This window comes from Synechococcus sp. A15-44 (genome assembly GCF_014280115.1).
GTDB lineage: Bacteria > Cyanobacteriota > Cyanobacteriia > PCC-6307 > Cyanobiaceae > Parasynechococcus.
Genome location: NZ_CP047938.1, coordinates 2,203,931 through 2,226,543, shown reverse-complemented (window position 1 = coordinate 2,226,543; position 22,613 = coordinate 2,203,931). Strand labels below are relative to the sequence as shown.

24 protein-coding genes are annotated in these 22,613 nt (G+C 57.7%); 8 read left to right on the top strand and 16 right to left on the bottom strand.

The features are described from left to right. The first annotated feature begins 57 nt into the window (after positions 1 to 57). Positions 58 to 2,358, top strand: coding sequence for an AAA family ATPase (locus SynA1544_RS12510; protein WP_186514012.1), 2,301 nt, complete (start codon positions 58 to 60; stop codon positions 2,356 to 2,358). Positions 2,359 to 2,399: 41 nt separating this feature from the next. Here SynA1544_RS12510 and SynA1544_RS12505 read toward each other — a convergent pair whose 3' ends face one another. Both SynA1544_RS12505 and SynA1544_RS12500 read right to left on the bottom strand, forming a co-directional pair. Then, on the bottom strand, positions 2,400 to 2,969 hold the full coding sequence (locus tag SynA1544_RS12505) for a hypothetical protein (protein WP_186514011.1): 570 nt from the start codon (positions 2,967 to 2,969) through the stop codon (positions 2,400 to 2,402). A 47-nt stretch (positions 2,970 to 3,016) separates the two neighbouring features. After that, positions 3,017 to 3,220 (bottom strand): hypothetical protein, encoded by a 204-nt coding sequence (locus SynA1544_RS12500; RefSeq protein ID WP_186514010.1) that lies wholly within the window; start codon positions 3,218 to 3,220, stop codon positions 3,017 to 3,019. A 104-nt stretch (positions 3,221 to 3,324) separates the two neighbouring features. Between SynA1544_RS12500 and SynA1544_RS12495 the strand changes: the two genes are divergently transcribed. The 3 genes from SynA1544_RS12495 (at position 3,325) to SynA1544_RS12485 (ending at position 5,214) form a co-directional block, all read left to right on the top strand. Then, positions 3,325 to 4,107 (top strand): hypothetical protein, encoded by a 783-nt coding sequence (locus SynA1544_RS12495; RefSeq protein WP_186514009.1) that lies wholly within the window; start codon positions 3,325 to 3,327, stop codon positions 4,105 to 4,107. Between the two features lie 76 nt (positions 4,108 to 4,183). After that, a complete protein-coding gene (locus SynA1544_RS12490) occupies positions 4,184 to 4,681 on the top strand; it encodes a hypothetical protein (RefSeq protein ID WP_186514008.1) in 498 nt (165 codons plus the stop codon). Between the two features lie 131 nt (positions 4,682 to 4,812). Next, entirely contained in the window at positions 4,813 to 5,214 is a 402-nt protein-coding gene (locus tag SynA1544_RS12485; RefSeq protein ID WP_186514007.1) for a hypothetical protein, read from the top strand. Between the two features lie 28 nt (positions 5,215 to 5,242). Here the strand turns inward: SynA1544_RS12485 and SynA1544_RS12480 are convergent, their stop codons facing one another. The 3 genes from SynA1544_RS12480 to SynA1544_RS12470 all read right to left on the bottom strand — a co-directional run bounded on the left by SynA1544_RS12480 (position 5,243) and on the right by SynA1544_RS12470 (position 7,801). After that, entirely contained in the window at positions 5,243 to 6,022 is a 780-nt protein-coding gene (locus tag SynA1544_RS12480) for a PDZ domain-containing protein (protein ID WP_186514006.1), read from the bottom strand. After that, complete coding sequence (locus tag SynA1544_RS12475; RefSeq protein ID WP_186514005.1) at positions 6,022 to 7,371, bottom strand: hypothetical protein; 1,350 nt, start codon at positions 7,369 to 7,371, stop codon at positions 6,022 to 6,024. Before SynA1544_RS12475 ends, SynA1544_RS12480 begins: the two co-directional genes overlap by 1 nt. A gap of 178 nt (positions 7,372 to 7,549) precedes the next feature. Then, on the bottom strand, positions 7,550 to 7,801 hold the full coding sequence (locus tag SynA1544_RS12470; RefSeq protein ID WP_186514004.1) for a hypothetical protein: 252 nt from the start codon (positions 7,799 to 7,801) through the stop codon (positions 7,550 to 7,552). A 1,451-nt stretch (positions 7,802 to 9,252) separates the two neighbouring features. Here SynA1544_RS12470 and SynA1544_RS12465 point away from each other — a divergent pair. Continuing rightward, the gene (locus SynA1544_RS12465) at positions 9,253 to 9,879 is read left to right on the top strand and encodes a MarC family protein (RefSeq protein ID WP_186514003.1); all 627 of its coding nucleotides are present in this window, start codon (positions 9,253 to 9,255) and stop codon (positions 9,877 to 9,879) included. Between the two features lie 1,022 nt (positions 9,880 to 10,901). Here the strand turns inward: SynA1544_RS12465 and SynA1544_RS12460 are convergent. Beyond that, entirely contained in the window at positions 10,902 to 11,126 is a 225-nt protein-coding gene (locus SynA1544_RS12460; RefSeq protein WP_186514002.1) for a hypothetical protein, read from the bottom strand. Between the two features lie 111 nt (positions 11,127 to 11,237). Here SynA1544_RS12460 and SynA1544_RS12455 point away from each other — a divergent pair, with 111 nt between their 5' ends. Continuing rightward, positions 11,238 to 11,723 carry a hypothetical protein gene (locus tag SynA1544_RS12455; RefSeq protein ID WP_186514001.1) on the top strand — a complete coding sequence of 162 codons (486 nt, stop codon included), beginning with the start codon at positions 11,238 to 11,240 and terminating at the stop codon, positions 11,721 to 11,723. Positions 11,724 to 11,827: 104 nt separating this feature from the next. Further along, entirely contained in the window at positions 11,828 to 12,331 is a 504-nt protein-coding gene (locus tag SynA1544_RS12450) for a DUF2808 domain-containing protein (protein WP_255477638.1), read from the top strand. Between the two features lie 10 nt (positions 12,332 to 12,341). On the opposite strand, the gene SynA1544_RS14960 is transcribed toward SynA1544_RS12450, so the two are convergent. From SynA1544_RS14960 to SynA1544_RS12440, 3 genes are all read right to left on the bottom strand, one after another. Beyond that, entirely contained in the window at positions 12,342 to 12,476 is a 135-nt protein-coding gene (locus tag SynA1544_RS14960; protein WP_255441776.1) for a hypothetical protein, read from the bottom strand. A 68-nt stretch (positions 12,477 to 12,544) separates the two neighbouring features. Next, entirely contained in the window at positions 12,545 to 13,081 is a 537-nt protein-coding gene (locus tag SynA1544_RS12445) for a PAP/fibrillin family protein (RefSeq protein ID WP_255477637.1), read from the bottom strand. Positions 13,082 to 13,085: 4 nt separating this feature from the next. Continuing rightward, positions 13,086 to 13,301, bottom strand: a complete 216-nt coding sequence (locus tag SynA1544_RS12440) for a Nif11-like leader peptide family natural product precursor (RefSeq protein WP_186513999.1) — start codon at positions 13,299 to 13,301, stop codon at positions 13,086 to 13,088. Between the two features lie 83 nt (positions 13,302 to 13,384). On the opposite strand from SynA1544_RS12440, the gene SynA1544_RS12435 reads away from it, so the two are divergent. Then, positions 13,385 to 14,071, top strand: coding sequence for an SDR family oxidoreductase (locus SynA1544_RS12435; protein WP_186513998.1), 687 nt, complete (start codon positions 13,385 to 13,387; stop codon positions 14,069 to 14,071). 30 nt (positions 14,072 to 14,101) lie between these two features. Here SynA1544_RS12435 and SynA1544_RS12430 read toward each other — a convergent pair whose 3' ends face one another. From SynA1544_RS12430 to SynA1544_RS12400, 7 genes are read right to left on the bottom strand one after another with little or no spacing between them, the layout of a single operon-like run. Further along, positions 14,102 to 14,953, bottom strand: coding sequence for a sulfotransferase domain-containing protein (locus tag SynA1544_RS12430; RefSeq protein ID WP_186513997.1), 852 nt, complete (start codon positions 14,951 to 14,953; stop codon positions 14,102 to 14,104). Beyond that, positions 14,937 to 15,713: a sulfotransferase family protein gene (locus tag SynA1544_RS12425; RefSeq protein WP_186513996.1), complete on the bottom strand. Its 777-nt coding sequence runs from the start codon at positions 15,711 to 15,713 to the stop codon at positions 14,937 to 14,939. The genes SynA1544_RS12430 and SynA1544_RS12425 overlap by 17 nt, the downstream gene beginning before the upstream one ends. A 3-nt stretch (positions 15,714 to 15,716) precedes the next feature. Continuing rightward, positions 15,717 to 16,634 (bottom strand): hypothetical protein, encoded by a 918-nt coding sequence (locus SynA1544_RS12420; protein ID WP_186513995.1) that lies wholly within the window; start codon positions 16,632 to 16,634, stop codon positions 15,717 to 15,719. After that, positions 16,631 to 18,916 (bottom strand): N-acetylneuraminate synthase family protein, encoded by a 2,286-nt coding sequence (locus SynA1544_RS12415; RefSeq protein ID WP_186513994.1) that lies wholly within the window; start codon positions 18,914 to 18,916, stop codon positions 16,631 to 16,633. Before SynA1544_RS12415 ends, SynA1544_RS12420 begins: the two co-directional genes overlap by 4 nt. 39 nt (positions 18,917 to 18,955) lie before the next feature. Further along, a complete protein-coding gene (locus SynA1544_RS12410) occupies positions 18,956 to 20,275 on the bottom strand; it encodes a DUF6716 putative glycosyltransferase (RefSeq protein ID WP_186513993.1) in 1,320 nt (439 codons plus the stop codon). After that, the gene (locus tag SynA1544_RS12405) at positions 20,272 to 21,300 is read right to left on the bottom strand and encodes a DUF6716 putative glycosyltransferase (protein ID WP_186513992.1); all 1,029 of its coding nucleotides are present in this window, start codon (positions 21,298 to 21,300) and stop codon (positions 20,272 to 20,274) included. The genes SynA1544_RS12410 and SynA1544_RS12405 overlap by 4 nt, the downstream gene beginning before the upstream one ends. Next, complete coding sequence (locus SynA1544_RS12400; protein ID WP_186513991.1) at positions 21,297 to 22,604, bottom strand: DUF6716 putative glycosyltransferase; 1,308 nt, start codon at positions 22,602 to 22,604, stop codon at positions 21,297 to 21,299. The genes SynA1544_RS12405 and SynA1544_RS12400 overlap by 4 nt, the downstream gene beginning before the upstream one ends. Between the last annotated feature and the right edge of the window lie 9 nt (positions 22,605 to 22,613).

Sequence of the window (22,613 nt, the reverse complement as noted above, 5' to 3'; positions counted from 1 at the left end):
AGTCGTTCTCCTCATTTTATTTGGAGATCAAGTACCGATTCACTGTGAGGTGAGCTGATGACTACCCCCACTTCTGGGGGTGGAAAAACAAAATTCACTCCCTCCGGCAAGCACAACGCTTGCCCAATTTGCGGTCGCATCAAAGACGCAGACTGCCGGATTAGTCCTGAGTTAGTCCTCTGCCACAAGAACACCGATCACAAGGTCGGTGATGTCATTGACGGCTGGGCCTTCACCGGTGTGTCCGGTGACGGTCGGACTGGCAAGTTCACACCGCATAAGCCCCGCCAAAAAGAGCCGGAGATCCTCTACGGCTACTCCGACACCCAACGCTCCAAGCGTTATTACAAGAACGGCAAAAAACACTTTGCGGTTCAGCACCTGGTCGGAGGCAGCTGGGAGCAAGGGGCTGGTCCTGACCCTTGGTCGCTGTACTTCGAGAACGAGGCCTTGGCAGGCCTGGACTGCCCCGACTCCGATGGTGTCGTCTGGGAGTTCGAAGGCGAGAAATGCTGCGAGTTGGCTGTGCAGGGTGGCCTGCTGGCGGTCAGCCAGCCCGGCCATGCCCACAAACCGGAGCAACGTGCTCCCCGGTATCAGCGGCTCAAGAACGGCGGTTGCACTTGCCTGATTTATCTCGCTGATAACGACAAAACAGGCGAGACGAAGGCCGCAGAAGCCGTGAAAGGTGCGGAGTTAGCCGAATTAACTATCACGGTGCTGAGGGCTCAGCAGATTTGGCCTGGCCTTCCGCCCGGTGGCTCGATTGACGATGCACCCGGCACCGTTCAGCAGAGGGTCGAGGCTCTTCGGGAATACGTCTCCAACCCCAAGGCCGGCGCGACCGAGCCGGCCCCCGCATCGGCTGAGTCGTCTCCTGCAGATGCTGACGAACAGTTCTGGTTTGGTCTCGAGGAGTACGCCATTGAGCTGCACCGCCAGGATCAGCCCATACGCAAACGGCACGCTTCCATTCGGGCTTATGCCTACTCCCAGGGCTTCAGCCTTAAGGACAACGAGATTGGCTTCGTCGATAAGCAAGCCGAGCGCAAGCTCCACGATTGGAAGGATGGCTACGACGCCAGCGAGGTAATCCGTGTCCCCAGGACTCAATGGTTCTGGGAAGGGATCTTCCTCTTAAATCGACTCAATCTGCTAATCGCCCGCGAGAAGGTCGGCAAGACGGCCCTGATGTGCTTTCTGGCCCGCACCTGGCTGAGTGGTTGCGCAATGGCGATGGAGCTGAACTTGGCAAAGCTGCCGAAGCGTCCGGCAATTTTGATTGCTGGCCCAGATCAGGGTTTGGCGGATTGGTCTTGGTATCTGGCGAAGGCGGGATTGGCGACAGAGACAGTCATCGACGAGGACAGTGCCGACATTCAGCTGATCCCAGAGATCAAAAAAATCTGGCCGCAGGATGCTCCCGTCTTCCTCGATGAGGAGGGCATCGCCAACATCGCCAAACACTGCGAGAAGCACCCCGGTGCTCTGTTGATCCTTGATTCGCTCGCGACCCTGAATGGGCCTCTTGGGCTCAAGGAAAACGACGCCGACTTCGCTGAGCCGATGCGTGCCCTTGCTCGGGCATTGGCTCCGCACAGGACCACCGCGATCCTTATCCACCACGCCGGGAAAGGGAACGAAGCTGAGCGGGCATCCACTGCATCACGCGGGAGCACAGCAATCACTGCCGCTGCCAGTCGGGTCGTCCAGCTGGCCTGGCTCAACGAAAAGGACAAGACCGACAACCGCATTGCCCTGACGACTCAGGGCAGGGCTGCCAAGCCGGTTGGCCTGGTCATTGAGCAGGAGGAGGCATGCCAGTTCATCAAGGTGGGCGACCTTGAGGAGATCGCGAAGGAGGAGGCGCGGGAGAAGTCCCGTAACAGCCTCACCGAGAGACAGGAATTGGCATTGGCCGAGGTGTGTGATGCCTGGGAGGAGGGCCGTCACGAGATGACGGCGGCCTGGTTGGTTGAACGTCTACCGGCCAAATACACCGGGGACGGAGCGACCAGAAAGGCCCGAGCGAATCTCGATCAGCTTTACGGCAAGGAGCTGGTCGACAAGCGGACCCTCGGTAGCGGGGATGCACGGCGGAACATGTATCGGCCCTGGGAGGCAGACCTGGGGGAGGTAAGGCTCCGGCCCCTTGTGTCTCCAGAAGACCCTCCGGAGTCTCCGGACTCTCCGAACCCTTCCAACCACGGGCTGTCTGAAGAACAACTGCCTCTTATGTCTCCTGATCAGATCAGTGCGGAGGGTAAGGAGGGTGCGGAGGGTGTTTCCAAGACACAGCCCGTGGTCCGTGGCGAAGACGACCCTCACTGGGGACCGCGACCAACCACCAACGGCTAGGAGGCGAGCTGGCCAACCCCATGCGGATGGAGCTGGTCAGCTCAGTACAAGTTTTTCAGCGTCTCGCAATTCATGACGTTGCGAACACGCCCACCGAATCCATTGGTAGCCGAGTACTCGATCAGCAGATTGACTCTGTCGCGCTTGATGACCTTCAGGCTGTCTGGGTCACGCAAGCTTTCCTTGAGGGCTCTTTCGCAAAGGTAGAAACGTGTATTGCGTGCATTTGCCTCCTTACGTCGTTCCTCGCGTGCGGAGAATTTCGACTTGAAGTCTGTGTTGGTGACAAGGTTGTCATCCTTGAATTCACTGTCGCCTAAGAGCGCCTCGCAATCAGCTGCCTTGCCAGAGTTACAGCTCTTGAGTTTTTGATCACGCTCTGAGTCTTCGTAGCTTGAGATAACTCCACCTATCACTGCCATAACAAAAAAGAAGCCAATTAGGACAAGGCATCCTTTGCCGCAGCCACCTTTCTTGGGTTTCTCTGGGGCGGGTTTCGCTGCAGGCGGGCTGGCTTGTTCGAGATTGTCGTTAGGGCACCCGCAGTGAGGACACGCGGTCGCCCGGTCTGCAAACTCCTTGCCGCATTCCTTGCAAACGATCAGGGCCATTGCCGCTGCAACTCTGAAGACAGGATGGCAATGGGCTCGCGATCCTGTCAGCGCAGCAGCCGATCGAGCTTCTGCTGAATCAACACTGGCAAGCGTTGCTCGGCTTCCTTCAGCAGCAGGCCATGAATGTCGATGCTGGTGTCCTGGGTCGGCTTGCGGTCCAGCAGCGCGAAGGCCAAAGACACCGCGTTCTTGGCGCGGTACTTCCGCCAGATGCCGGGGCCGAGACCTCCGTGGCGTTCCGTCAGCACGAAGTACTGCTCGCGATAGCTGGCCGATGGTGAGCTGAGCTGGCTGATCAGGCTCTTAACCTTGCTAATAGAATGATGTTGTTGTGACAGATTGAGGGCGCACGGTGTCAAATCAGGAAATAAAAAATCGTTTTATTTTGCCTGCCGTCTGTGTTGGGGGTATTGCTGCTCTTGTTGCAGTTGGCGCGTCTGTTTATAAACCCAATTTGGCTAAATGCAATGCAGGTGATCCTGCCGCTTGCGTTGAGGCATATAAGCTAAAAAGTAACCACAGCCGCATAACCAATACGGAGTGGATAAAGGCTTTCACGATATCTGAGGCTAAACGTGTTGCTGAAGAAGCGGAACTTGAAAAAAAGCGGCAAGAGGCTGTTGCACAGCTCGAAGCAGAGCGCAAAGAAAGGCTGGCCAAAATGGAGGCAGCTGAAGCTAGACGAAAAGCTGAAATTGCAGCTCGTGGTGAATGGATTTACGGCGGCTACACAGATCAAGCCACTGGTAGGCGTGCCAAGACAGCAAGTCTTACTAGTAAGAACAGCATGAACTTTGGCTTCCCATACAGCGGCACTCAGTACGGGCGCTTCATTGTTCGGAATCATCCTCGCTACGGAGTTGATGCTTATTTGAAGATCGAGCAAGGCCAACTACTCTGCAACAGCTATAGCGACACGAATGTTCTTATTCGTTTTGATAATGGTGCAGCAAGCGCTTACAGCTGTACAGGTGCGTCTGATCACAGCACTGAATTCGCTTTTATCACGAATGTAGCTCGACTTGAGGGCCGCATGAAGACCGCCAAAAAGATGTTTATCACTGTTTCCGTTTATCAGGAAGGATCCCGTACTTGGGAATTCAATGTGAAAGGCTACGATCGCAGCAAGGTCTGATCTATTCATGTATATAGACAGTCTAGACAACGTTGTCTTAAGCTATCAGAATGAATAAAGTTTTTGCTGAACACTAATGCTTGGCATTGCGTTGTTGGTTTTAATCGGCATCTGGATCGCATCCGCGATGGTTGCGGGTAATGTTGCTGAAGCAAAAGGATTAGATGGATCAAGTTGGGCAATGGTGGCCTTCTTTTTTGGCCCAATTGGTTTGATTGGGGTGGCAGGCATGCCTGATCGGAGACTTCGTCAATACATGCGGTCAATTGCTATCAAGCTTGAAGCCATTGAAGAGAAAGAGTCGGTGAGATTAGAGACAACGCCAGTGGGTTCACCAGCCCCTGTAAACAAACAGACCTATATATATGTCGACGAGACAGTCAAGGATCAGCAGCAGATAATGGCTGCTGTATTTGAGCAGCTAACTGAGGAAGAGAGGGGTATTGTCTCTGCTGAGGAATCAGATGTTAGGCCAGGCAAAATGGGTTTCATTTGTGCTCGTGCCGGCAACGTAATCTTTCGCCTTGGATATGTCGGTAAAAAAGATGGAAAGCATGTATGGAAAAGATGCTGACAAGTGCGGGTCCCAATCAGACCAATCACTTGCGGGTGAATTCGGACCGCAGGTTGTGTCCAGGCATAGCCCCAGCAACTACCGCAAATAAGGCCGATTAAGCCCCATTAGGGCCGTTTAAGCGCAGCACCATGCCAACAGGTGATCTCGTCAGTCAGAAAGAGGCCGCCGCGATCCTGAATCGCAGTGTTTCAGCGGTTTCGAGGGCACTCCGCGATGGTCGGTTGGAGTACGCCGACCCAGAGCGCCGACTGCTGCATCGCCCGGGTCTGGAGGTGAAGTTTCGGCAAACAACGCGGCCGCGGATTGATGCACCGCAACGCAAAGCGCAAATCACACTCACGCAGCGTGAGCATCAGCCGCCAACAATTGCGACCACGTATTGGGAACGCCTGAATCAGAAGCTGGAGTTCTCCCTAGGTGCGAGCCCGGTGTACTGGCAGCAGCCATCGGATCCGCAACGTCTACGGCTGTTCTGCCGAACGCTGGATGAACTCAGGAGTCAGGTTGAGGCTGAGGGGTTGGAGCCTTAGTCCGATTCGAGATGTTGTTTTAGGTGGATTATTTTTCAAATATTGCAGCTTCTGCGCGCTGAATAGTTATGGGTCTTGAATTGCCATCCACCAAAATGGTTGCGTATGTACCTGGCTCGCCACCGATGAGCTTGCTAAGCTCTTCTTGAGTTATCTGCTTTACTTTTTGTCCATTCACTTCAAGGATTTTGTCGCCAACACGAAGTCTCCCATCCTTGTAGGCAGGTGTATTTTTTACAATACGTACAACCCTGCAATCGTCTGACTTTGCGTTGCGTAACTCATCGGGTTGGAGTTTCTTAACCTTCTGAGCTGAGTAAGCACATTTAACTCCGATTCCAATAACTCCTTTGGTCGTTGCCTTTCTTAAGGGCTCTTGGCTTGAATATTCTTTCTTCCATGGATCATCTGCTGAAGGCTTTGTCTGATTTGAAGGGTAATTTCTGACGCTTCCGCCTATCGGGCAATTAGCAGCAATAACCCTTTCGATATCTGGCCTCATCTTCTTCAACTGAGAGCCGACCATGATTCCTTGGGTGATGCCGATACCAATTCCCTGCCCTAAAGAGCCTCCAATTGATCTGCTCGGAGACCATGGAGCATAAGGATCAGATCTACTGAATTGATTATTGGTTGCTCCTGTTGCGATGTTCTCAATGATGTAATCCCACGCCTTTTCCCGTGAGATTCCACTTTTGACCATATTGCAATATTCCATCCCAACTTGATATGGATTTAGTTGAACCTGGGCTATCGCTGAAATAGGACTCCCGGTTAACAAGAGGCAGGCAAGTAGGAAGCGTTTCATCAGCTCGCTTTGACTAGGGCCTGATCCACTTTGCCCCAGTCGTCAGCCATCGAATCGAAGCTGCTGGTTCTGTAGCTGCGGTTTCTGACCTCCACCGTGTTGCCCATGGCCCTGCAGATGTTGTGGTCGTTCATCCCATAGCGTCCAGCCTCATGGCTCCAGCTGTCCCTGAAGCTGTATGGCCTGAGCCATTCCCCTTGGGCTGCGTATTTGGCTTCTAATTCGCGCCATATGGGCAGCCTCCTCAAACGATTGCCAAGGTTGCGGCCATCAACCTCAACTGGTTCGCCTTGTTTGTTCGTCGGCAAATCGAGTTCACCACGATGAACTTCGCCAACCAAATCAAAAATCTCACCACCTACTGGGACATGGCGCAGGAAGCGTGGATCGTTTTGACGCTTGGTGCCTCTGGTTGCGTACGTCTTGCCTTCAGTGACGAACAAGCTGAGCTGTCCCCTTGGATCAGTCTTTGCCACCAGGTGGTTGGCTTCCCACATCCGGATGCCATAGACGCGCATCAGCCTGATGACGTTGGCCCAGCCGGGATTGTTGGGATTGTCCTTTTCCAGCAGGTCAAACAGAGCTAGGCACTCCTCGTCAGTGGGATAAGCCTTCACTCTTTGCTTGCACGGTGCACCGCGCAGTTTTTTGTGGTCTCTGTCGCTGACCAACCAGCACTGAGGTTGGTGGTGCTCATGGACGGCGAAGTCCAGGAAAGTTTTCAACGCAAGGCAGCATTGATGGCGGCTGGCTGGTTGATCCATCCACGTCGCAAGAGTGTCGCCATTGCGCTTGCCACGGCCTTGGTGCGTCCTTTCGTGCCTCAACGTGGTATCCACCAGCTCAAAGCCGTTTTGCGCCTGCTTACGTCCCTGAAGGTGCAGCAGAGCAATTTTTAGGTATTGGCCGTAGGAGCCCTCATAGGTCTTGGCCTTGATCTGGTTGCCGTACTCCATCAAGTCGCGCTTGAAGGCTTCCTCTATCGCCGGCCACGGTGAAACCGCTGTGGCAGCAGGCATGGTTTTGGTGGCTACTGCGTCATCGATGGCTGCCCTCAACGTGACTTCGCCACTCATGACGCGGGGGTAGATCGCATTCACCAGCTGAATCACTGGATTCACTGATGTCGATTCCCAGGCATAGGGGAGGAACGCTTGAGCATCAGCAGGCCAGTTGCCTTGCTTGGGGAACTGCAGCCGCAAACGTGTCTTCCCCCTGAAGTTGACGACAGACCACCCACGCCTGCCTTCTTTGACAGCACCTTGCAGGCCGATTTCCCAGGAGGGCTTGTTTTTGGCCTGACGCGGCATGCTGTGCCTAAAATTAGCCTCAGCGAGCATCAGGCGCAAACAGCTGCTCTCAAATAATCATGCTCTGGTAAGGGCTTTGGCTGAAAAGCATTGCGGTGGCTAAAGCAAATGCAGGTTTATCACCCAAATGTCTCATGGGGGCTGGAAGGCCCCCTCAATCATTGCCGACAGTGAGATCTTGGAGATCTAGCTGGTGCGCCTATCGGACTTGGAGTGGTCAGAGGATGCCGAGGGGACCTTTTTTCTTCTTGCAGTAGCCAGCGCCGATGTTCATCCACCCTTCTGGGCAGGCTTTTCCATAAGTGGGAGCCACTTCGTAATAGATGGGGGAGACGCAAGTCGTTCCAAGCGTGTTCACGTAACCCAGAGGACATTGGTCATGGCCTTGAGCTTTGGGGATCTCCTTCTGAGCCAGGGCAGGAAGAGTTGTGGTGGCAAGGAGGAGGCAGGTGGTGAGAAGAGCCTTCATCGTGATTAGCAGGGGTGAGCAGCACCTTCTGGGTTTAGCCGTTGTGGTCAGGTCTGACTACTGGTCTTTTCTCTAATCACAGCAGCCCCCAGTCGAACAGCAGGCCAAGCATCAAGTCCTTCAACCAAGCCAAGTCGTCATCTGTTTTCAGGAAAGAACTGTCTTTCCCTGGATTCAGAAGAAGGCTTTCGTGTCTGAAAGCATGGGGTTTTGACTTAGGGGTTAGGTGTTTGATCGGAGTTGGTGTTTTGTTGTCGTTGTTTCAATAGGAATAAATTCTTGAATGTCTATTCGTTTCTGGTCCGTGATTTTTCGCGTCTCCAGCGCTTTTTAGTCGCTCAGATAGTTGGTTTTTATCTCCTGATGTCTGTGTGGGCGCTAATGAAGACCAGTGTAGTTGGGTCTTATGGGATGAATGACTTGTGCCTTTGGAATGTTTTTTGGGTGAATTATTTTGCGGGCTCTTTCTAATGTGCCATTTATGTCTGGCTTGTATCAAAAGTGTATCGATAAGCCCTGTCATCTTCTGTTGGTTGTGACGGCGATTGGCTTGTTTTCGTGATCAACTTCAGGCGTTGGAGCGGTGGCTGAAACTGAGGCCAGGGCCAATTGACTCGCACCGTCGTCAGAAGCTCGTCCCCTTCTGCCACGTTGCACGTTGTTGTTTCTGTGCTGCTGAAGTGGCACCTGGGAGGAGGATGAGCTTGTGAGCTTGGCCTCCACTGTCACTTGCTTAAGCCAGCCACCCTGTATTTGGACCAATCTGGTGTGTCTGCTTGTCGATTCTCGAGGCCTGTTTGAATATTCCTTGGGGTGCTGACTGCGGGATTTTGTTTGGCGAGCACAAAGGTTGATTCCGCGAAAAGTAAGGTTGCAAGAAGGCTGATGGCCAGAGCCCAATCGAGCGCTGTTGGAGGATTGCCGAGCCGGCTGCAAAAGGAGGTGAGAGCAGACGCCATAGCTGGATGACTTCGCTGATTCGGTCATGTCCCGCTCTGGTGGCAGACGGGTTAGCGCAACCTGCGATCTTCCTGAGCGTTTGTTGAAAGAGCTAGGAAACTGCTCATCGCAGGCGCAAAAAGCAGGGGCCATCACAACCTGCTTATGCCAGATGAGGCTTCTTATCGGCTGATAGACGACAGGCAAGAGGGGGCATGACCTGTCTCGGCATCTGATGCTGCTGCTTGCCTGAAGTTGCTTCCTCTGAGGAGTCAGGTTGGGCTTCAGGGGTTGGAGGCTTAATAGTGAACCTCCCTGACAGCAATCAGCGGGCAACATGTTCGAGCTGTTTCAACCGGTTGCCGCTCGATGAACCAATGGCTCTGATCTCTTCGACCCCTTTGTGGCTTGAGGAGTGGAAGGCCAAGAGGGGCTGCAGGATGCGAGTTGCCGACAGATTTTGCGGGATAGATGTTCGTCGTCTATAACTGAATCAAAAGCGTTTCATTGTCATGTCACTGCTTCATACCGCAGTTGGTGTATTTACGATTGCTAATCCCGTAGGAAACCTGCCCATCTATTTGTCATTTACTACTGGAAACTCTCGGGAGGATCGAGCGATTGCCCGAAGCGCAGTGTTCACATTCATTGTCGCTCTATTGCTGTCGACGTGGGTTGGAAATAATCTTCTGGAGTTTTTTGGCATCAGTCGAGGAGCTTTTCAGATTGCCGGTGGCGTAATCGTTGTCTTGATTGGTCTTTCGATGCTGCGTTCGCAAGCGCCTCCAGAGCATCATGACCCGGCTTCAGTTGCTCGTGATCAGTCTTCCTCGATTAAAGGTGTTGTCCCCCTTGGGATCCCTCTTCTGGCTGGACCAGGGACATTGACGGTTGTTATTGCTGATCCATTGGCTGCAAGTCTGAGTGGTCGGATGGGGATCAGCTTTGTCGTTCTGGTGTTGGGCTTGGTGGTCTATTTGATCTTTGTTGCTGGAGATCGCATCGCCAGTCAGATCAGCTCATCGGCGTTGCAGGTGCTCACGAAGGTGATGGGGCTTCTCCTGACAGCGATTGCCATTCAGATGCTGATTAACGGACTTGTTTCCGTATTCCCATCGCTCAGTCAGGCTGCCTCTTGAAAATCCTGAATGCTGCGATTGGCTCAGCAGCTCTCCCGAGTGCCAATTGTGGGATTTATGGTTCAAAGTGGAATTATTGATGAAAGAAACCTTGATGAGTTCCCCTTGCAATATATGCTTCGTTCTGGAAATAAAGTTGGGCCCCAGCCAGTCTTGGGTGTCAACATGCAGATCGCTCGAGGGATGGTCTGAATTAACTGGCGGAACGCAATGACCAGCAGTGCAAAGCTTGTGCCGACGGCATGGCTTTTGGCTTGGAACCAGGTTTTTGCACCATCCCGTTATTTCGGCTCTGCTGTTCTCAACAGTCTGTTCGTTGCATGTGTTGATTTGATTGGGGCAGCTGGATCCAGCCGTTGTTGCCGCTGACATGGGTCTTCATCCGCTATGGACAGACATCGTCTTGGTTGCGACAGCGGCTGCAATTGATTAAGCCTGAACTGATCCGACTGTGTGATCTTTGTTCCCAGCAGAAAAAAGATGGCGTGACAGTTTTTATCTGAGGCGGCGGAGTGACAGAACCTTTGTTGAAGTTTGCTTCTCGTCGAAATCTTGGTTTATTGGGGCAACAGCTGATGCAACGTGGTCCGCACCCTCAAAGACCAATGGTTCGCTTTGGCCTTGGGAGTCACTTCGCTGATCGCATTGTTCTGGCTTGAGTTGCTGGCCACCTAACAAGGATTGTTGAAACCAGATGTTGTCCTCACTCCGTTCTGTTTGCCTGATTGCTGTTGGGGTGCTGGTGGCTTGTGCTCCGGCTGCTCGTTCTGACGAGTGGGTGAGTTGCAAGCGTGATACTTCAACGGGGCAGCTGCTTTGGCTGCGGGGTAAATCGACTGAGGTTCTGAAGAATGCTGAGTACCGGCCAGGTGCAACCAATCCTGATCTGGGTACTTGCTTGGTGAGTAATGAGCAACTCCGTCAAGCTCATGGTCTTAGGTTTTGATCACTGCTTGGCTTGGACATGTAAAACCCTGCTCATGAAGGTGATTGGCCCTTTCTTCAGGCCAAGTTTTTGAATTTCAGCGGTTTCTTAAGCGCCTGATCTGTGGGATCACCAGAAGATCCATCAGTGCGAATGTGATCAGGCAGGGGATAAAACCTTTTCCCACAACATTGCAAACCCAGCGTTCCTGATCCCATTGGCAGATCACCAATTCGGATAACCAGAACAAACCCACCTTTGCTGCAAATGACGTCAAGGCAAACCGCCATTCCGATCCGCTCAGACGCAGCTTGAACGGCACAGCACTCTTGAAACTGCTGAAAGTCTGATGGCGGAACCTCGCACAAGCGTAGGCTCAGGCTGCGTCTGATGCGTCTCGCCTTTGCTGATTCGTCTGCTACTCGCTTCTGCCTTGCTGACTTCCTGGGCAACCCCTGCTCGAGCGATTTCGCTTTCAGCGCGGACGGATCGGTTGATTGATCGGCTTGAGCAGCTGGGTGTTGTGATCGATCGGCTCGAGCGGTGTGGCCCCGGGGCCGAACGCGCCGCTTACAACATGGGCGTGAACCGTCTCTGTTTATCGCAGGGATTGCGTGACGAGCCAGGGCTTCAGTTGGATGTTCTGACCCATGAGGCGATCCATGTCGTTCAAGATTGTCTGGATGGTTTGGAAACGCCGTCGTCGTCCACGATCAGCTTGATGCTGCAGGCGCAGGGTGGTTTCAGTCCAGCGCAGGTCGATCGGTTTTTGACACATCATCTCGACCGTTCTACGGCTGCCCACGTGCTGACGGTGACCCAGTCGCTCGGGCCGCTGCAGCGCCAGCGGGAAGTGGAGGCCTATGCGCTTCAGGGCCAGACCGGCATGGTCGAATCCTTGCTGGCCAGGCATTGCTGATTCCTATCGAAGGATGGAGCTTCTGCCTTCGATGTTGTTCTGTTTGGCATCGCTAGCCTTGATTGATTCGTCGGAACAATCGGGTGAAACATCAGTGGATTGCGATGCTTTTGTGGGCTCCAGTGGTGTTGCTGCAGGCTCCCTCATCGTTCGCCCAATCGTTGTTTGATCGGCCCCCAACTCGGGTTATGATTCATAACCCTGAATCCACTGAAGGCAGGCGCAATCGCACCACGATCACGGTTGTGGTCCCTGCGGATGCAGGAAATGCCTTGAGATCGATTGTTTTGCGGCAGTTGCCCAATCTTGATCAGTGGGATTGGGGTCGCTTGGAACCTCGGGTTTACCTCGGCGACTATTCCCTTCACGCAAAAGGAACAAGGGGTTTGGCCTCCGCTGTTGTCTCAGAATCCGAAGAGGTCTTGAACATCCAACTCACACCAGCGGTTCAGCCGGGGCAAACCGTGAATGTTGTCTTCCGCGGCTTTAATCCTCAGTCCAGCATTTATCAATGGTCGACAGAACTGATAGCTGATGGTGAGGATCCCATCCGTTACGTCGGCCCCACCCTCCGCTTGAACGTTTATGAGCAGGATCCGTATTGGTAGCTGTTGGTTCCTAGAGCAAGTTTGGGTAGGCATTGAGGAGTCCCCAGATCACCAGTGCGGTGATCGAGGCAAAGATCACGGCTGTCCATGCCGCCAGATCGGCATTGTTGCTGGACCCTTGCAAAAGCTGAAGAAGGCGTGCCATCAGAAGGAATGCAAGCTCTTCGGTTCTGGCTCAGGTGGCTGTCAAATTCCAGCCTTGTTTGCGACTCCTCATACACCCAAAAAAGTGCGCAGATTCAAGTCGTTTCGCCTCAGCAGCGCGAAGGTTGTGCCTGCATTGCCGCGGCAGATCCGCAGCTCTTGATCCAGCACGGTGATGTCGAGCCAGGCAGGGATGCTCTGCTGAACCTGTCGCATCAACGTCAACTGCTGGCGGTTCGGCAGGGAGGGCCCGATCCAGCCTCCCTGGCGGAAGCGCACCGCAACGCGCGTGCTGTCCGCGATTTTCAGCTCGGCCTGCACACGGATTCCCCCCAACGATCTCAAAGGGCCGCGCAACCGCAGCAGATTGCAGCCGCGCCCCTGCACTGGATCCAGGATCTGCAGGTTCTCCAGCCCGGCTGTTGGTTTCAACCAGGGTTGCCGGGAACTGCTCCAGCGCAGCTCCCAGACCCCATGCAGCAAGTCGGCTGAGCTGGTCAGGTCGGTGGGGTGTTCCTGTTCCACCCTGTTGATCAGCGTCTGCAGGCCTGGATCGCTGGGCCTGTGCTGCAACAGATCAACCAGTTGCTCCCGGTGATGCCCCACGGGTCTAGTGGTATTCGCCGGGGTGCTGAATCTTGGTGACGCTGACCCCCGAGGAGCTCTTTCCAGAGAACCGCAGCAGTTCATCGCCGGAGACTTCGTAACCCAGCTCCTGGGCAATCAGGGCGGCAGCATCGGCACTCACGGCCTGCAGCACCTGCGCTTTGAGGGAAGGATCGCGGGCGATGTGTGCAAAAAATTGCCGGAGTTGGTCCGTGCTCATGCAGTTGGGGAAGTCGTTCTGATTCTGACCGGTCTTGCCTTGCCCCTTGCCTGTTGACTGGTGCGCAGATCAGGCTTGATGGGATGACGCAACTGGCAGTGTCAGGCGCCTCCGGCAAAACCGGTTGGCGGGTGGTGGTGGAGGCGCTCAAGCGCGGTCAATCGGTTCGAGCCATCGTTCGGCCCGGCTCCGTTTTGCCCTCTGCCCTGGCCCAAGCCGAGCAGGAGGGGCGCCTTGAGGTGTGTCGCCTGCAGCTGGATACGGCGGAAGCCTTGCTCCATGCGCTGCAGGGCTGCACGGCCTTGGTGATCGCCACCGGTGCTCGACCTTCGATCAATATCGCGGGGCCGCTGCAGGTGGATGCCTGGGGGGTGCAGGCGCAGGTGCAGGCTTGCCGCTCCATCGGGGTGAGGCGTGTGGTGCTGGTGAGTTCCCTCTGCGCCGGCCGCTGGCTGCATCCCCTCAACCTGTTCGGCCTGATCCTGGTCTGGAAGCGGGTGGGTGAGCGCTGCCTGGAGCGGAGTGGTCTGGATTGGACCGTGATCCGGCCGGGAGGTCTCAGTGAAGACGATGGCCGCAGCACCAACGAAGGCGTGCTGGTGACGGCGGCGGATCAACAGCAGAGCAACAGCATCCCTCGCCGCCTCGTGGCCCAGGTGTGCCTCGATGCTCTGGAGCAGCCCCGAGCTTGCGGTCGCATCCTTGAAATCACCAGCTCCCCTGGGCAGCCCCAGCAGCCGCTGGGCCAGTGGTTGGATCAGTGCGCTTAATCCATCGCTTAATCCACGGCAGCGCGGGCTTCAATCCCAGGCCCAGGTGCTGATCGGCCGGCCTGTGCTGGCCAGGAAGCGTTCGCTGTCGGGCCGAATCAGATCAATCGTTTGCTGTTTGAGCTCGTCGCTCCAGCTGGGGGCTGCTACATCTCTGCGGCCTTTCGAGCCAGCCGGATTCATCAGCGGCAGCTTGCCCTTTTCCAGCAGTCCGGAGCAATCCGGCGTGGCGCCGATGAAGCTCAGGATCTGTTGCAGGCTGGATTGCGGCTGCGTGCTGAGTTCTTCGGTGGTGATGCTCAGCATCGACTGCTGCGGAAACCAGCGCCGGTAGCGCTGCCATTGCTGGTGATAGAGCGAGGCCTCCACCACGCGTTGTCTCAAGCGAGGTGAGCGCAGCAGCTGCTCAAACGGGGGGCAGTCCTTGATGCGACCCCGCCAGTGCCGCCAGTGGGATTCAATCCGTCGCAGCGGGTGGCGCACCAGATAGATCAGCGGGATCGGGCCGAGGTGGTGGTGGATCAGCTCCGGCGTTCTGGCGTAGGAGCCGTAGGACGAGGTGTACATCGTGCTGGCTTCGCCCCGCAAGGGCCGCCGTGGGTCTGCCTCAAACTGATTGGAATACCACTCCCAGCCGCGCAGGTAGTGCCGACCGAAGAATTTCGGCTCCATCGACTGGCTGATCTGGATCTCGGGATGGCGGCCGAGCGCCGTGGCCAGGCTTGTGGTGGCCGACTTGGCTGCTCCGATGATGATGAAGGTGGGCAGCTGAGCGCGGTAGATCGCTGCAATCCGGTCGTGCTGCCCCTGCAGGCTGCGATGGATCTGCTGCCTGCAACGCCAGCTCTCCAGCCAGCCCCTGCGCTCAGCGCCGGAAGCCATGGGATCGGAGCCAGTTCGACAGCTTTAAGCCGGCGCTGTGCAGGGGATCGATGGCCGGCAGAGGGACGTTCTGGATCAAGTGCTCCACAGACACATCGTTGTAAAACAGGCGCACATCGTCGCCGTAGATCTGCATCGCTTTCTCGATCAGAGCATCACTGTTGAAGTGGCTCTGCAGGTCGGCACGGTCACTCCGTCTGACGTTTTTCTGCGGCAGAGACTCCATCACGTCGATGCCGCGGCGGGCCAAGAGGTCGCGCAGTTCCGCCCAGTGCACGTCGATTTGTTCAACGCGTCCCACAAACTTCGGCACGATCTGATTGCCGATGCACAGCAACTGGTTCTGGGGCAGAACATGAACGTCGTAGTGCTTGAACGGCGTCTCGATTAAGGCATCGAGGAAGGCCTCAAAGGACATGCCATGGGTGATGCCCATGTTCTGCATCGGCAGCGGTGGTGCTTCGATTTCGATCACCTTGTTGTTGTAGGCCGCGATCAGACGATCGAAGGGGTTGCGTACGAAGCTGAAGCTGAAATGGCTGCGCCGGTACTTGCGGGCACGCCGCAAGGTGATCAGTTCCGTTTCCTGATTGGTTTCGTGCTGCCAGAACTTGTCGGAGGTTGTTTTGGTCCCCTTGGGAGGTCTCTCGCTGAGCAGGCGGCATAGGGCCGCTTTGATCGATGAATTCGCTGCCTTGGGGACCCGTCCGTAGAGCAGGTTGTGGCGCTTCATTCGGATGAAGTGATGCGGTTGGGCCATGAATTAGCGGCTTTTGGCGAAATTTTTTTCGAGGAATTTGCGAAACAGCTTCCATTCGCTGCGGCTGAACAGGGGTCGCGCCTGGATCGCCAGTTCAAGCCCCCGTTCGTTCAGGCCCGGATTCGTGGTTTTGTTCAGGTTTTCGTTCTCGGTGTTGGCTTCCAGCTGCTGCCTGAGCCGGTCGGCTTGCTGGGGCAGGGCCTGCTTGAGCACATTCCACAAAAAGGTGCTGGGCTCATGGGGGTCGCTGGCTTGCTCATAGTCGATACGCACGATCTTCAAGTCGCGTTTGCTGCCCAGCTTCAACAGCGTCTGCTCCAGCGATTTGGGATCGGTGCAGGAGAAATCAGCCGTTTGTCGGAACGTGTCGAAGTGGCTGGTTTCAGGGTTGTGGCGTCCTTCCTTGAGCAGCTGGGTGTGGCAGGAGCGGATGAAGACCTCGGGCTCCCTGTTGGCGAACAGCACCGTCCAGGCGATCGAACGATGCTCAAGGCTGTCTTCCAGCCCAGTGATCAAACGCTTGGTGCGCGATTTGGCATAGCGATACAAGCCCGTCTTGCGTTCCTTGTTGGGCGTTTTTCGGCGCGGCGGTTCTGCAAGGCCGTTGCGCAACGTTCCGAAAATCGCTTCGAAGGAGAGAAGGATGGTGTGGATCCTGTCGGGATGGTCTCCCGCCAGCTCCATCAGGGTGGATCGCGTTTGTGATGTCAGGCGTTTGGGCGTTTTGCGGTCCCAGCGGCCCCATTGCAGGTGACGCCACAACTCGGAGCAACGCTTTTTGAACGTGTTCGGCCCGAGATAGAGCACCCCCTGCTCCAGCAGCAGCTCGCGGTTGGTCTGCAGGTTCCGCTGCAGGTAGGTGCTGCCTGTTTTGTGCAGCCCGCAATGCAGAACAATCCGGTCCGGTTTGAGTTGACTCACGCGACCTGCCGTTCCGGGCTGGCCTCGACACAGCCTTCCAGACGTTCGAGGGCAAGCCAGGCACCTTCGCCATTGTTCTTGTGTCCCTGCCAGATCTCGGGAATGAAGGTCGCCTGCGGGGCGAGTTGGTCCATCAGGACAAACAGCTGGACCCAATCGATTTCGCCGTCGTGGATCTGCAGGCCTTCGCCATCGACCCCCTTCGCATCGGCCAGATGCAGGTGCGCCGTGAAGGGAAGGATTGCCTTAAGGAAGGCACTGAACGAGGCCTTGAGGTGGGTGCAGGCGAGCTTCGAGTGGGACACATCCAGGCAGACGCGCATACCGGTCTCCTGGCAGAACTCCTGAATGAAGGCGGTGTCGACGAACAGGTTGTGATAGCGCTGCCCACCGAAGTGCCAGGGGAAGGGAGGCATGGTCTGGGGAATGATCTCCACCTCGTCGGCGGTGTTGATCTGCTGAAGACTGTCGATCAGGCGCTGGCGCAGCGGTTGCAACTCCGCTCGCTCGAGATGGTGGTGTTCGGAGAAGCCGCCAACGTTCGTCACCAGCAGGACGGGATCGGGACAGCGGAAGCGGCGTCGCAGATCACGGGAAATGTCGACCACGCGTTGGAGTTCTTGAATCGAGTGGCGGCGGTAGTCGGAATCCGCGCTGCAGAGATCGAGGGTGTGATCGCCGGCAAACAGTTCGGGGGCGTGCACCACCAGGCCGATCGGCTGCGGTGTTGGCAGCACCTGGTCCAGATTTACATCGAGATCCTTGTAGCTGAGGTGGATTTCCACCAGGTCGAGATTGCTGGTGGCAGCAAAGCTCTCGATGTCGTGGTATCTCACCGGGACGCCAAAGCGATGCTGGAAGCGGTAAGCGCGTGGGGTGGCTGCCGGGGTTTCCAGGTCGGAGGGGAAGAAGAAGTCCCCGGTGGCTTTGTTCACCGGCAAGGTCTTGCCGATGAGGTCATCCAGGCGATTGGGCTGCAGACCCTGTCCAGGGCTCTGGATGCCCACCATCGCCTCGGTGATCTCCGTGCCGGCAGGCACATCGCAGGTGGCGACCAGGCTCTTGGCCAGCACTTCGCGGTTCATCATTTCGCCCTGGCTGATGCTGCGTTCACCGCCGCTGCCCATCGATTCCTCCACCCGGCGAATGCCCTGGATCATCTGGGCGAATTCATCGGGCAACAGGCTCACCTTGTGGTCGTTGCCCTCCATGGAGCGATCGAGGGTGATGTGTTTCTCGATCACCACGGCGCCGAGGGCGGCGGCGGCAATGGGCACTTCGATGCCGCGTTCATGGCCGGAGTAGCCCACGGGAGCCTCGGCCAGGTCCCGCAGCCGCTCGAGGTAGCGCAGGTTGACGTCCTTGAACGGGGTGGGATAGGTGGAATTGCAGTGGAGCAGCACGTAACCGGCTCCTTCGTTCTGGAGGTGCCGAATGCCAGAGCGGATCTCCACCTCAGACGCCATGCCGGTGGAGCAGATCAGCGGCTTGCCAGTGGCTGCAAGGCTGGAGAGCAGGGCGTGGTTGGTGAAATCTGCCGACGCCACCTTGAAGCCTTCCATGCCCCAGCAGTTGAGCTTCTCGAGGCTGGCTTCATCCCAGGCGGTGCAGAGGGGCACCAGCCCTTTGCTGGCGGCATGGTCAAAGCAGCGGAACAGTTCGTCGTCGCTGAGCTGAAAACGCTCGAGCAAATCCAGGGTGTACTGGGTGCCCAGATCGGAGGCCATGTCGTTGCTGTCCCCCGCATTGCGGTACAGCCGACTCATGTCCCGCATCTGGAACTTGGCGCAGTCCGCTCCCGCGGCGTGGGCGGCATCGATGAGTTGGATCGCGATGTCGAGATCGCCGTTGTGGTTGTTGCCGATTTCGGCGATCAAAAAACAGGGGGCGTCATCACCGATGCGGTGGGAGCCGATCTGCAGCCCATCGGTGGCACGGCGGGCCACAGCCACGATCCGGCCATGGCTGTCCAGCAGCGGCAGGGCAATGATGCGGGAGTTGAGCAGGGCGCTCAGATCACTGGCGCTGGTGCCTTCGGCGGCCGAGCGGCAGTTTGAATTCATGGCCGCGGTGACCGGCCGGTTCAGGTCGATCTCGCCGCAAGTGGCAATCCAGCGGCGGAAGTCGCCGTCGGTGAGCACGCCTTGGAGGATGCCGCTCTCGGAAACAACGAAGATCAGTCGCGACTGGTTGGCTGTGATCTTGCTGAGCGCCGACAGGATGCTGTCTTCCGCGAAGACAACGAACTGGGTGAAATTCCGCTCAATCAGGATGCCTCTCACCGTTCTGTTCGGCCGCCTGGGCTGAGTCCGTCATTGAACCTACTTCAGATCTCTGTAGGAGATCAGCAGGGCGATCTGCCGAAGCAGTGGGTTGGTCTGGCGCACGGCCCAGTGGCGGCGGGCGACACCGCGGTGAAGCGGGCGCATCAGGGTCGCCTGGCAGAGCAGCTCGCGAGCACTGCTCCAGTCGCCAGTAGTGATGGCGGCTTCGGCCCCCAAGCGCAGCTGATTGAAGCTGGATTGGGCATTGCCCGGGTAGCCGATGCTGCTGGGGAGGGGCTGTGGCGGCTGCTGTCGCTGTGCATCCAGGGCCTGGAGCAGGGCGGAGGGGCTGAACTGCGTTCCGTACCCCATCCACTCCAGCCAGCGCGGATCCGGGGAGGGCCCTTCGGCATCGAGGACATCCAGATTGGGGATGGCCTCGAGGGACCGCCACACGCCGCTGCCGGCATAGACGTGGCCGCCGTAATCCGGCTGCAGACCGAGATCGCTGATGGCAATCGCTCGGCAGCCGAAGTCGAGGGCGTCGAAGAAGGCCGTTGAGGAGAGGGTGGCCAGCAGCCGGGCCTGCTTCAACAGCACCGGCAGGGGGCGATAGTCCAGCCGCAGATTGGCAGGGGGCACCCCCAGGGTTTGCTTCAGCGTTGTGCTGATGTGGGTGTTGACGTCATGAAATGTGGCATCGCCGGGCGCGATGCGGGGTTTGATCAGCACCTCCCAGTTGGGAGAGCGGTTGGCCAGATCGCTGAGAAGACGCACGAGCCGGGCCCGTTCGCTGGTTGATGCAGGCATGATCACCTGCTCGGCAAAGACAAGGCGCCGTGGACGCTTTGCCAGAGGGATCAGGTCTGTGCTGGGGGTGTTGCGCCGCAGACCGGTGAGCACGGTCCGCTGTTGCGCGAATGGGGTTCCGGCCACCAGCTGTGCCAGGGACTCTTGATCACGGGGACCGCTGAGGCAGATCAGGTCGTAGCCCAGCCGCCAGCTCACCCCTTCGATGAAGTGGTCCAGCACCACGCCGTTGAATCCACAGAACAGCAGGGGGCGCTGGCGTTCCTGTTGCAGGGCGAGACGGATGTCATTGAGCTTGCTGCCCGTCAGGAACACGCCAATGGCATCAACGCTCAGCAGACGCCGATCCCGCAGCAGCTGAGCCAGGCTCTGGTGGCGCAGGCTGGCCCTCTGGGCCAGGCGTTGCAGCAACGCCCGGGGTGTTCCATCCCGTGGAATCACGTTGATGGTCCACTGCACGCTTCGTTCGGTCGGAGCGCTGCAGAGGGCCTCGCAGGCCAGCAGTTGGCTGTCACTGTCGGCGATCAACAGCACGCTGATCGTGGGCTTGGTCGGGGGCGTTGTCATCGCTGCTCCTGGCGCTCCAGCGCGCTCAGGGCGTGGATCAGGCGGTTCGGTCCGTCGGTGATCTCAGCACCCATGCCCCCGAGCCAGGCCTGGTTCGCCAGGGGCAGGTCGTTGACGGCATCCAGGTGGGGGATGCTGCGCAGCCGATGCATGGCGCCGCAGCCGAAGAAGCCAGTCGTGTTCTGTTCGTCATGGATGCCGTAGTCGCCCACGATGATCGGGATCCGGCCCCAGGCCATGGCCGCGATGCTCCAAGGTGAGCTCACTGTGAGGCAGGCGCTGCAGGATCCCAGCAGCGGCAACAGCTGTCCGGGGGCGGCGTCCACCAGGTTGTTCGCCCGGGGCGCGTCACTGGGCAGCAGCGCCGTCGTTGCGTCCCAGCTGTGGTCGCGTTGCAGCATCACGGTCCAGTCCGGCCGTTGGCGCGCCCAGCTGTTGAGTTGGCGCAGCAGTTGCTCCCGGGCACCGATATGGGTGGGGATCTGCTTTTGGATCAACGCCAGCAGCAAGGGCTGCTCGGCGGGGGCGCAGGGTGCGGCCGTGGGGAACCAGAAGCCCGTGCTGATCACGGCCGGCAGCTTCAGGCTGGCGGGCCAGTTGAAGGTGAGCGATTGCAGCTGACGGCGCTGGTGTTCGCCGCTCACCAGCAGCAGGTCACTGCCCAGGCGCAGGCTGAGATCGCGGATCAAGGCATCCCCCACCAAGGGCACGAGGGGCCCGCTGAACAACGTTGCTGCCGTCTGTTCACGTGCGCTGCAAAGGCCTTGATAGGTCTGGATGAAGCGCTGAACCTGATGTGGGTCCTGCAGGAACAGGCCAATGGCGGAGACCTGGTCCAAGAGGGGGTGTGCCGCCAGTTGCTGCACGTCGATGCTCAGGTGCGGTGCCGGCGTGGCCAGGGGTTGGTGTCCCTGAAGCGGTGGTCCTGCCGTGATGCAGTGCTGCCCCTGCTGGTGCAGCACCTCGGCCATCAGCACGCAGGCGGACCGCTCCAGCCCTCCGTCGCTGACCAGCAGCAGGGTCATCGTTCCCGCAGCAGCTTGGAGAGCCAGCCGAATCCCACCACGCTGTCGCGCAGGCTGCGCAGCATGCGACGGGTGCGGTGACGCTTGCGTTGGCTGGAGCGGGCGCCACCGCTGCTCAGCATCCGCCGGCCCCCGTTGCGCAAGGCGGCTTTCTGCCAGTCACTGCTGCCCCAGCTGAGGGGGCCGTGGCTGGAGGTGCCCAGCGGTGCAGGCGGGTTGTTCAGCCGTTCCACCAGGGCGGTGATGAAGCGATCCTCGCCGTCCCGCTGCAGACCCTGCTGCTCGAGCCACTGCGGGTCATGGATGACGTCGAAAGGGTTGGCCTTGATGGCGCCGAAGCAGGCGATGGCGCCCGAGCTGGCGAAGAAGTGGTTGCCAAGGGTTTCGGTCACCCCCAGATCACCCACGATGCGGGTGCTGATGCCCATCGCCATCGACTCCATGGCCGCCGTCGATGAGACGGTGATGGCGCAACCGCACTGGCGCAGCAGCAGGGTGGCGGGTTTGAAACTCAGGCGCAGATTCGGTTGATCGCGCGTCATCTTGTCGATCACGCTGGCCATCTCCCCATGGCGCCTGTGCAGGGTGCTCTCGATGCTCGAGGTGCGTGGTTTGAAGATCACAGGGTGATTGGGCCAGGCCGCGGCCAGCGCTTTGATCTGGTCACAGAGAAAGCGGCGCTGCAGGGGATGCACCGGAATTGACGGCTGTTCGAAGAACACAATCGAAGGGGTATCCGGTTCTTCCGTGCGCTGCTTTGTGCGCCAGAGAATCGGCAGGCCCGTCACCACCGCATTGCTGCTATCGAGGCCCAGGGCCTTGCGGCCACGGCCATACAGAGCCAGATCGTCGGCACTGTTGAGGCAGAGCAGGTCGGCGCCCGAGCGATCCATCATTCCCTCGAGGCCGAAGCGGAACAGGATCCCGGGATAAGCGCTGATCAGGCGCGGGCGTTGCTCCTGATTTGCCCAGATGTTTTGCAGTTGCAGCAGGGCGTCGCGGCTGCGCTGGCCATCCAGACCCATGATCAGGGCATCGACCTCTCCTGCCATGCCCGTGCAGAGCTGGCGCAGATCGTTCCAGTTGTGTTTCTCGATACGAGTCTTGGGATCGATTCGCCGAATTTCGAGACGCTGCCGGCGGGAGAGAGCCCGGTTGTTCAACTGCAAGAGCAGCAGGGTTGTCTCAGCTCCTTCCCGCCGGCAGGTTGCCAGCATGGTCATGGCGAGTTTGCCGAAGGAATCGAAGCAGGCCACGGCGGTGACCTTGCGGCCGACAAGGCGCTTGGATTCTGGGGGCGCCATCAACGGCAA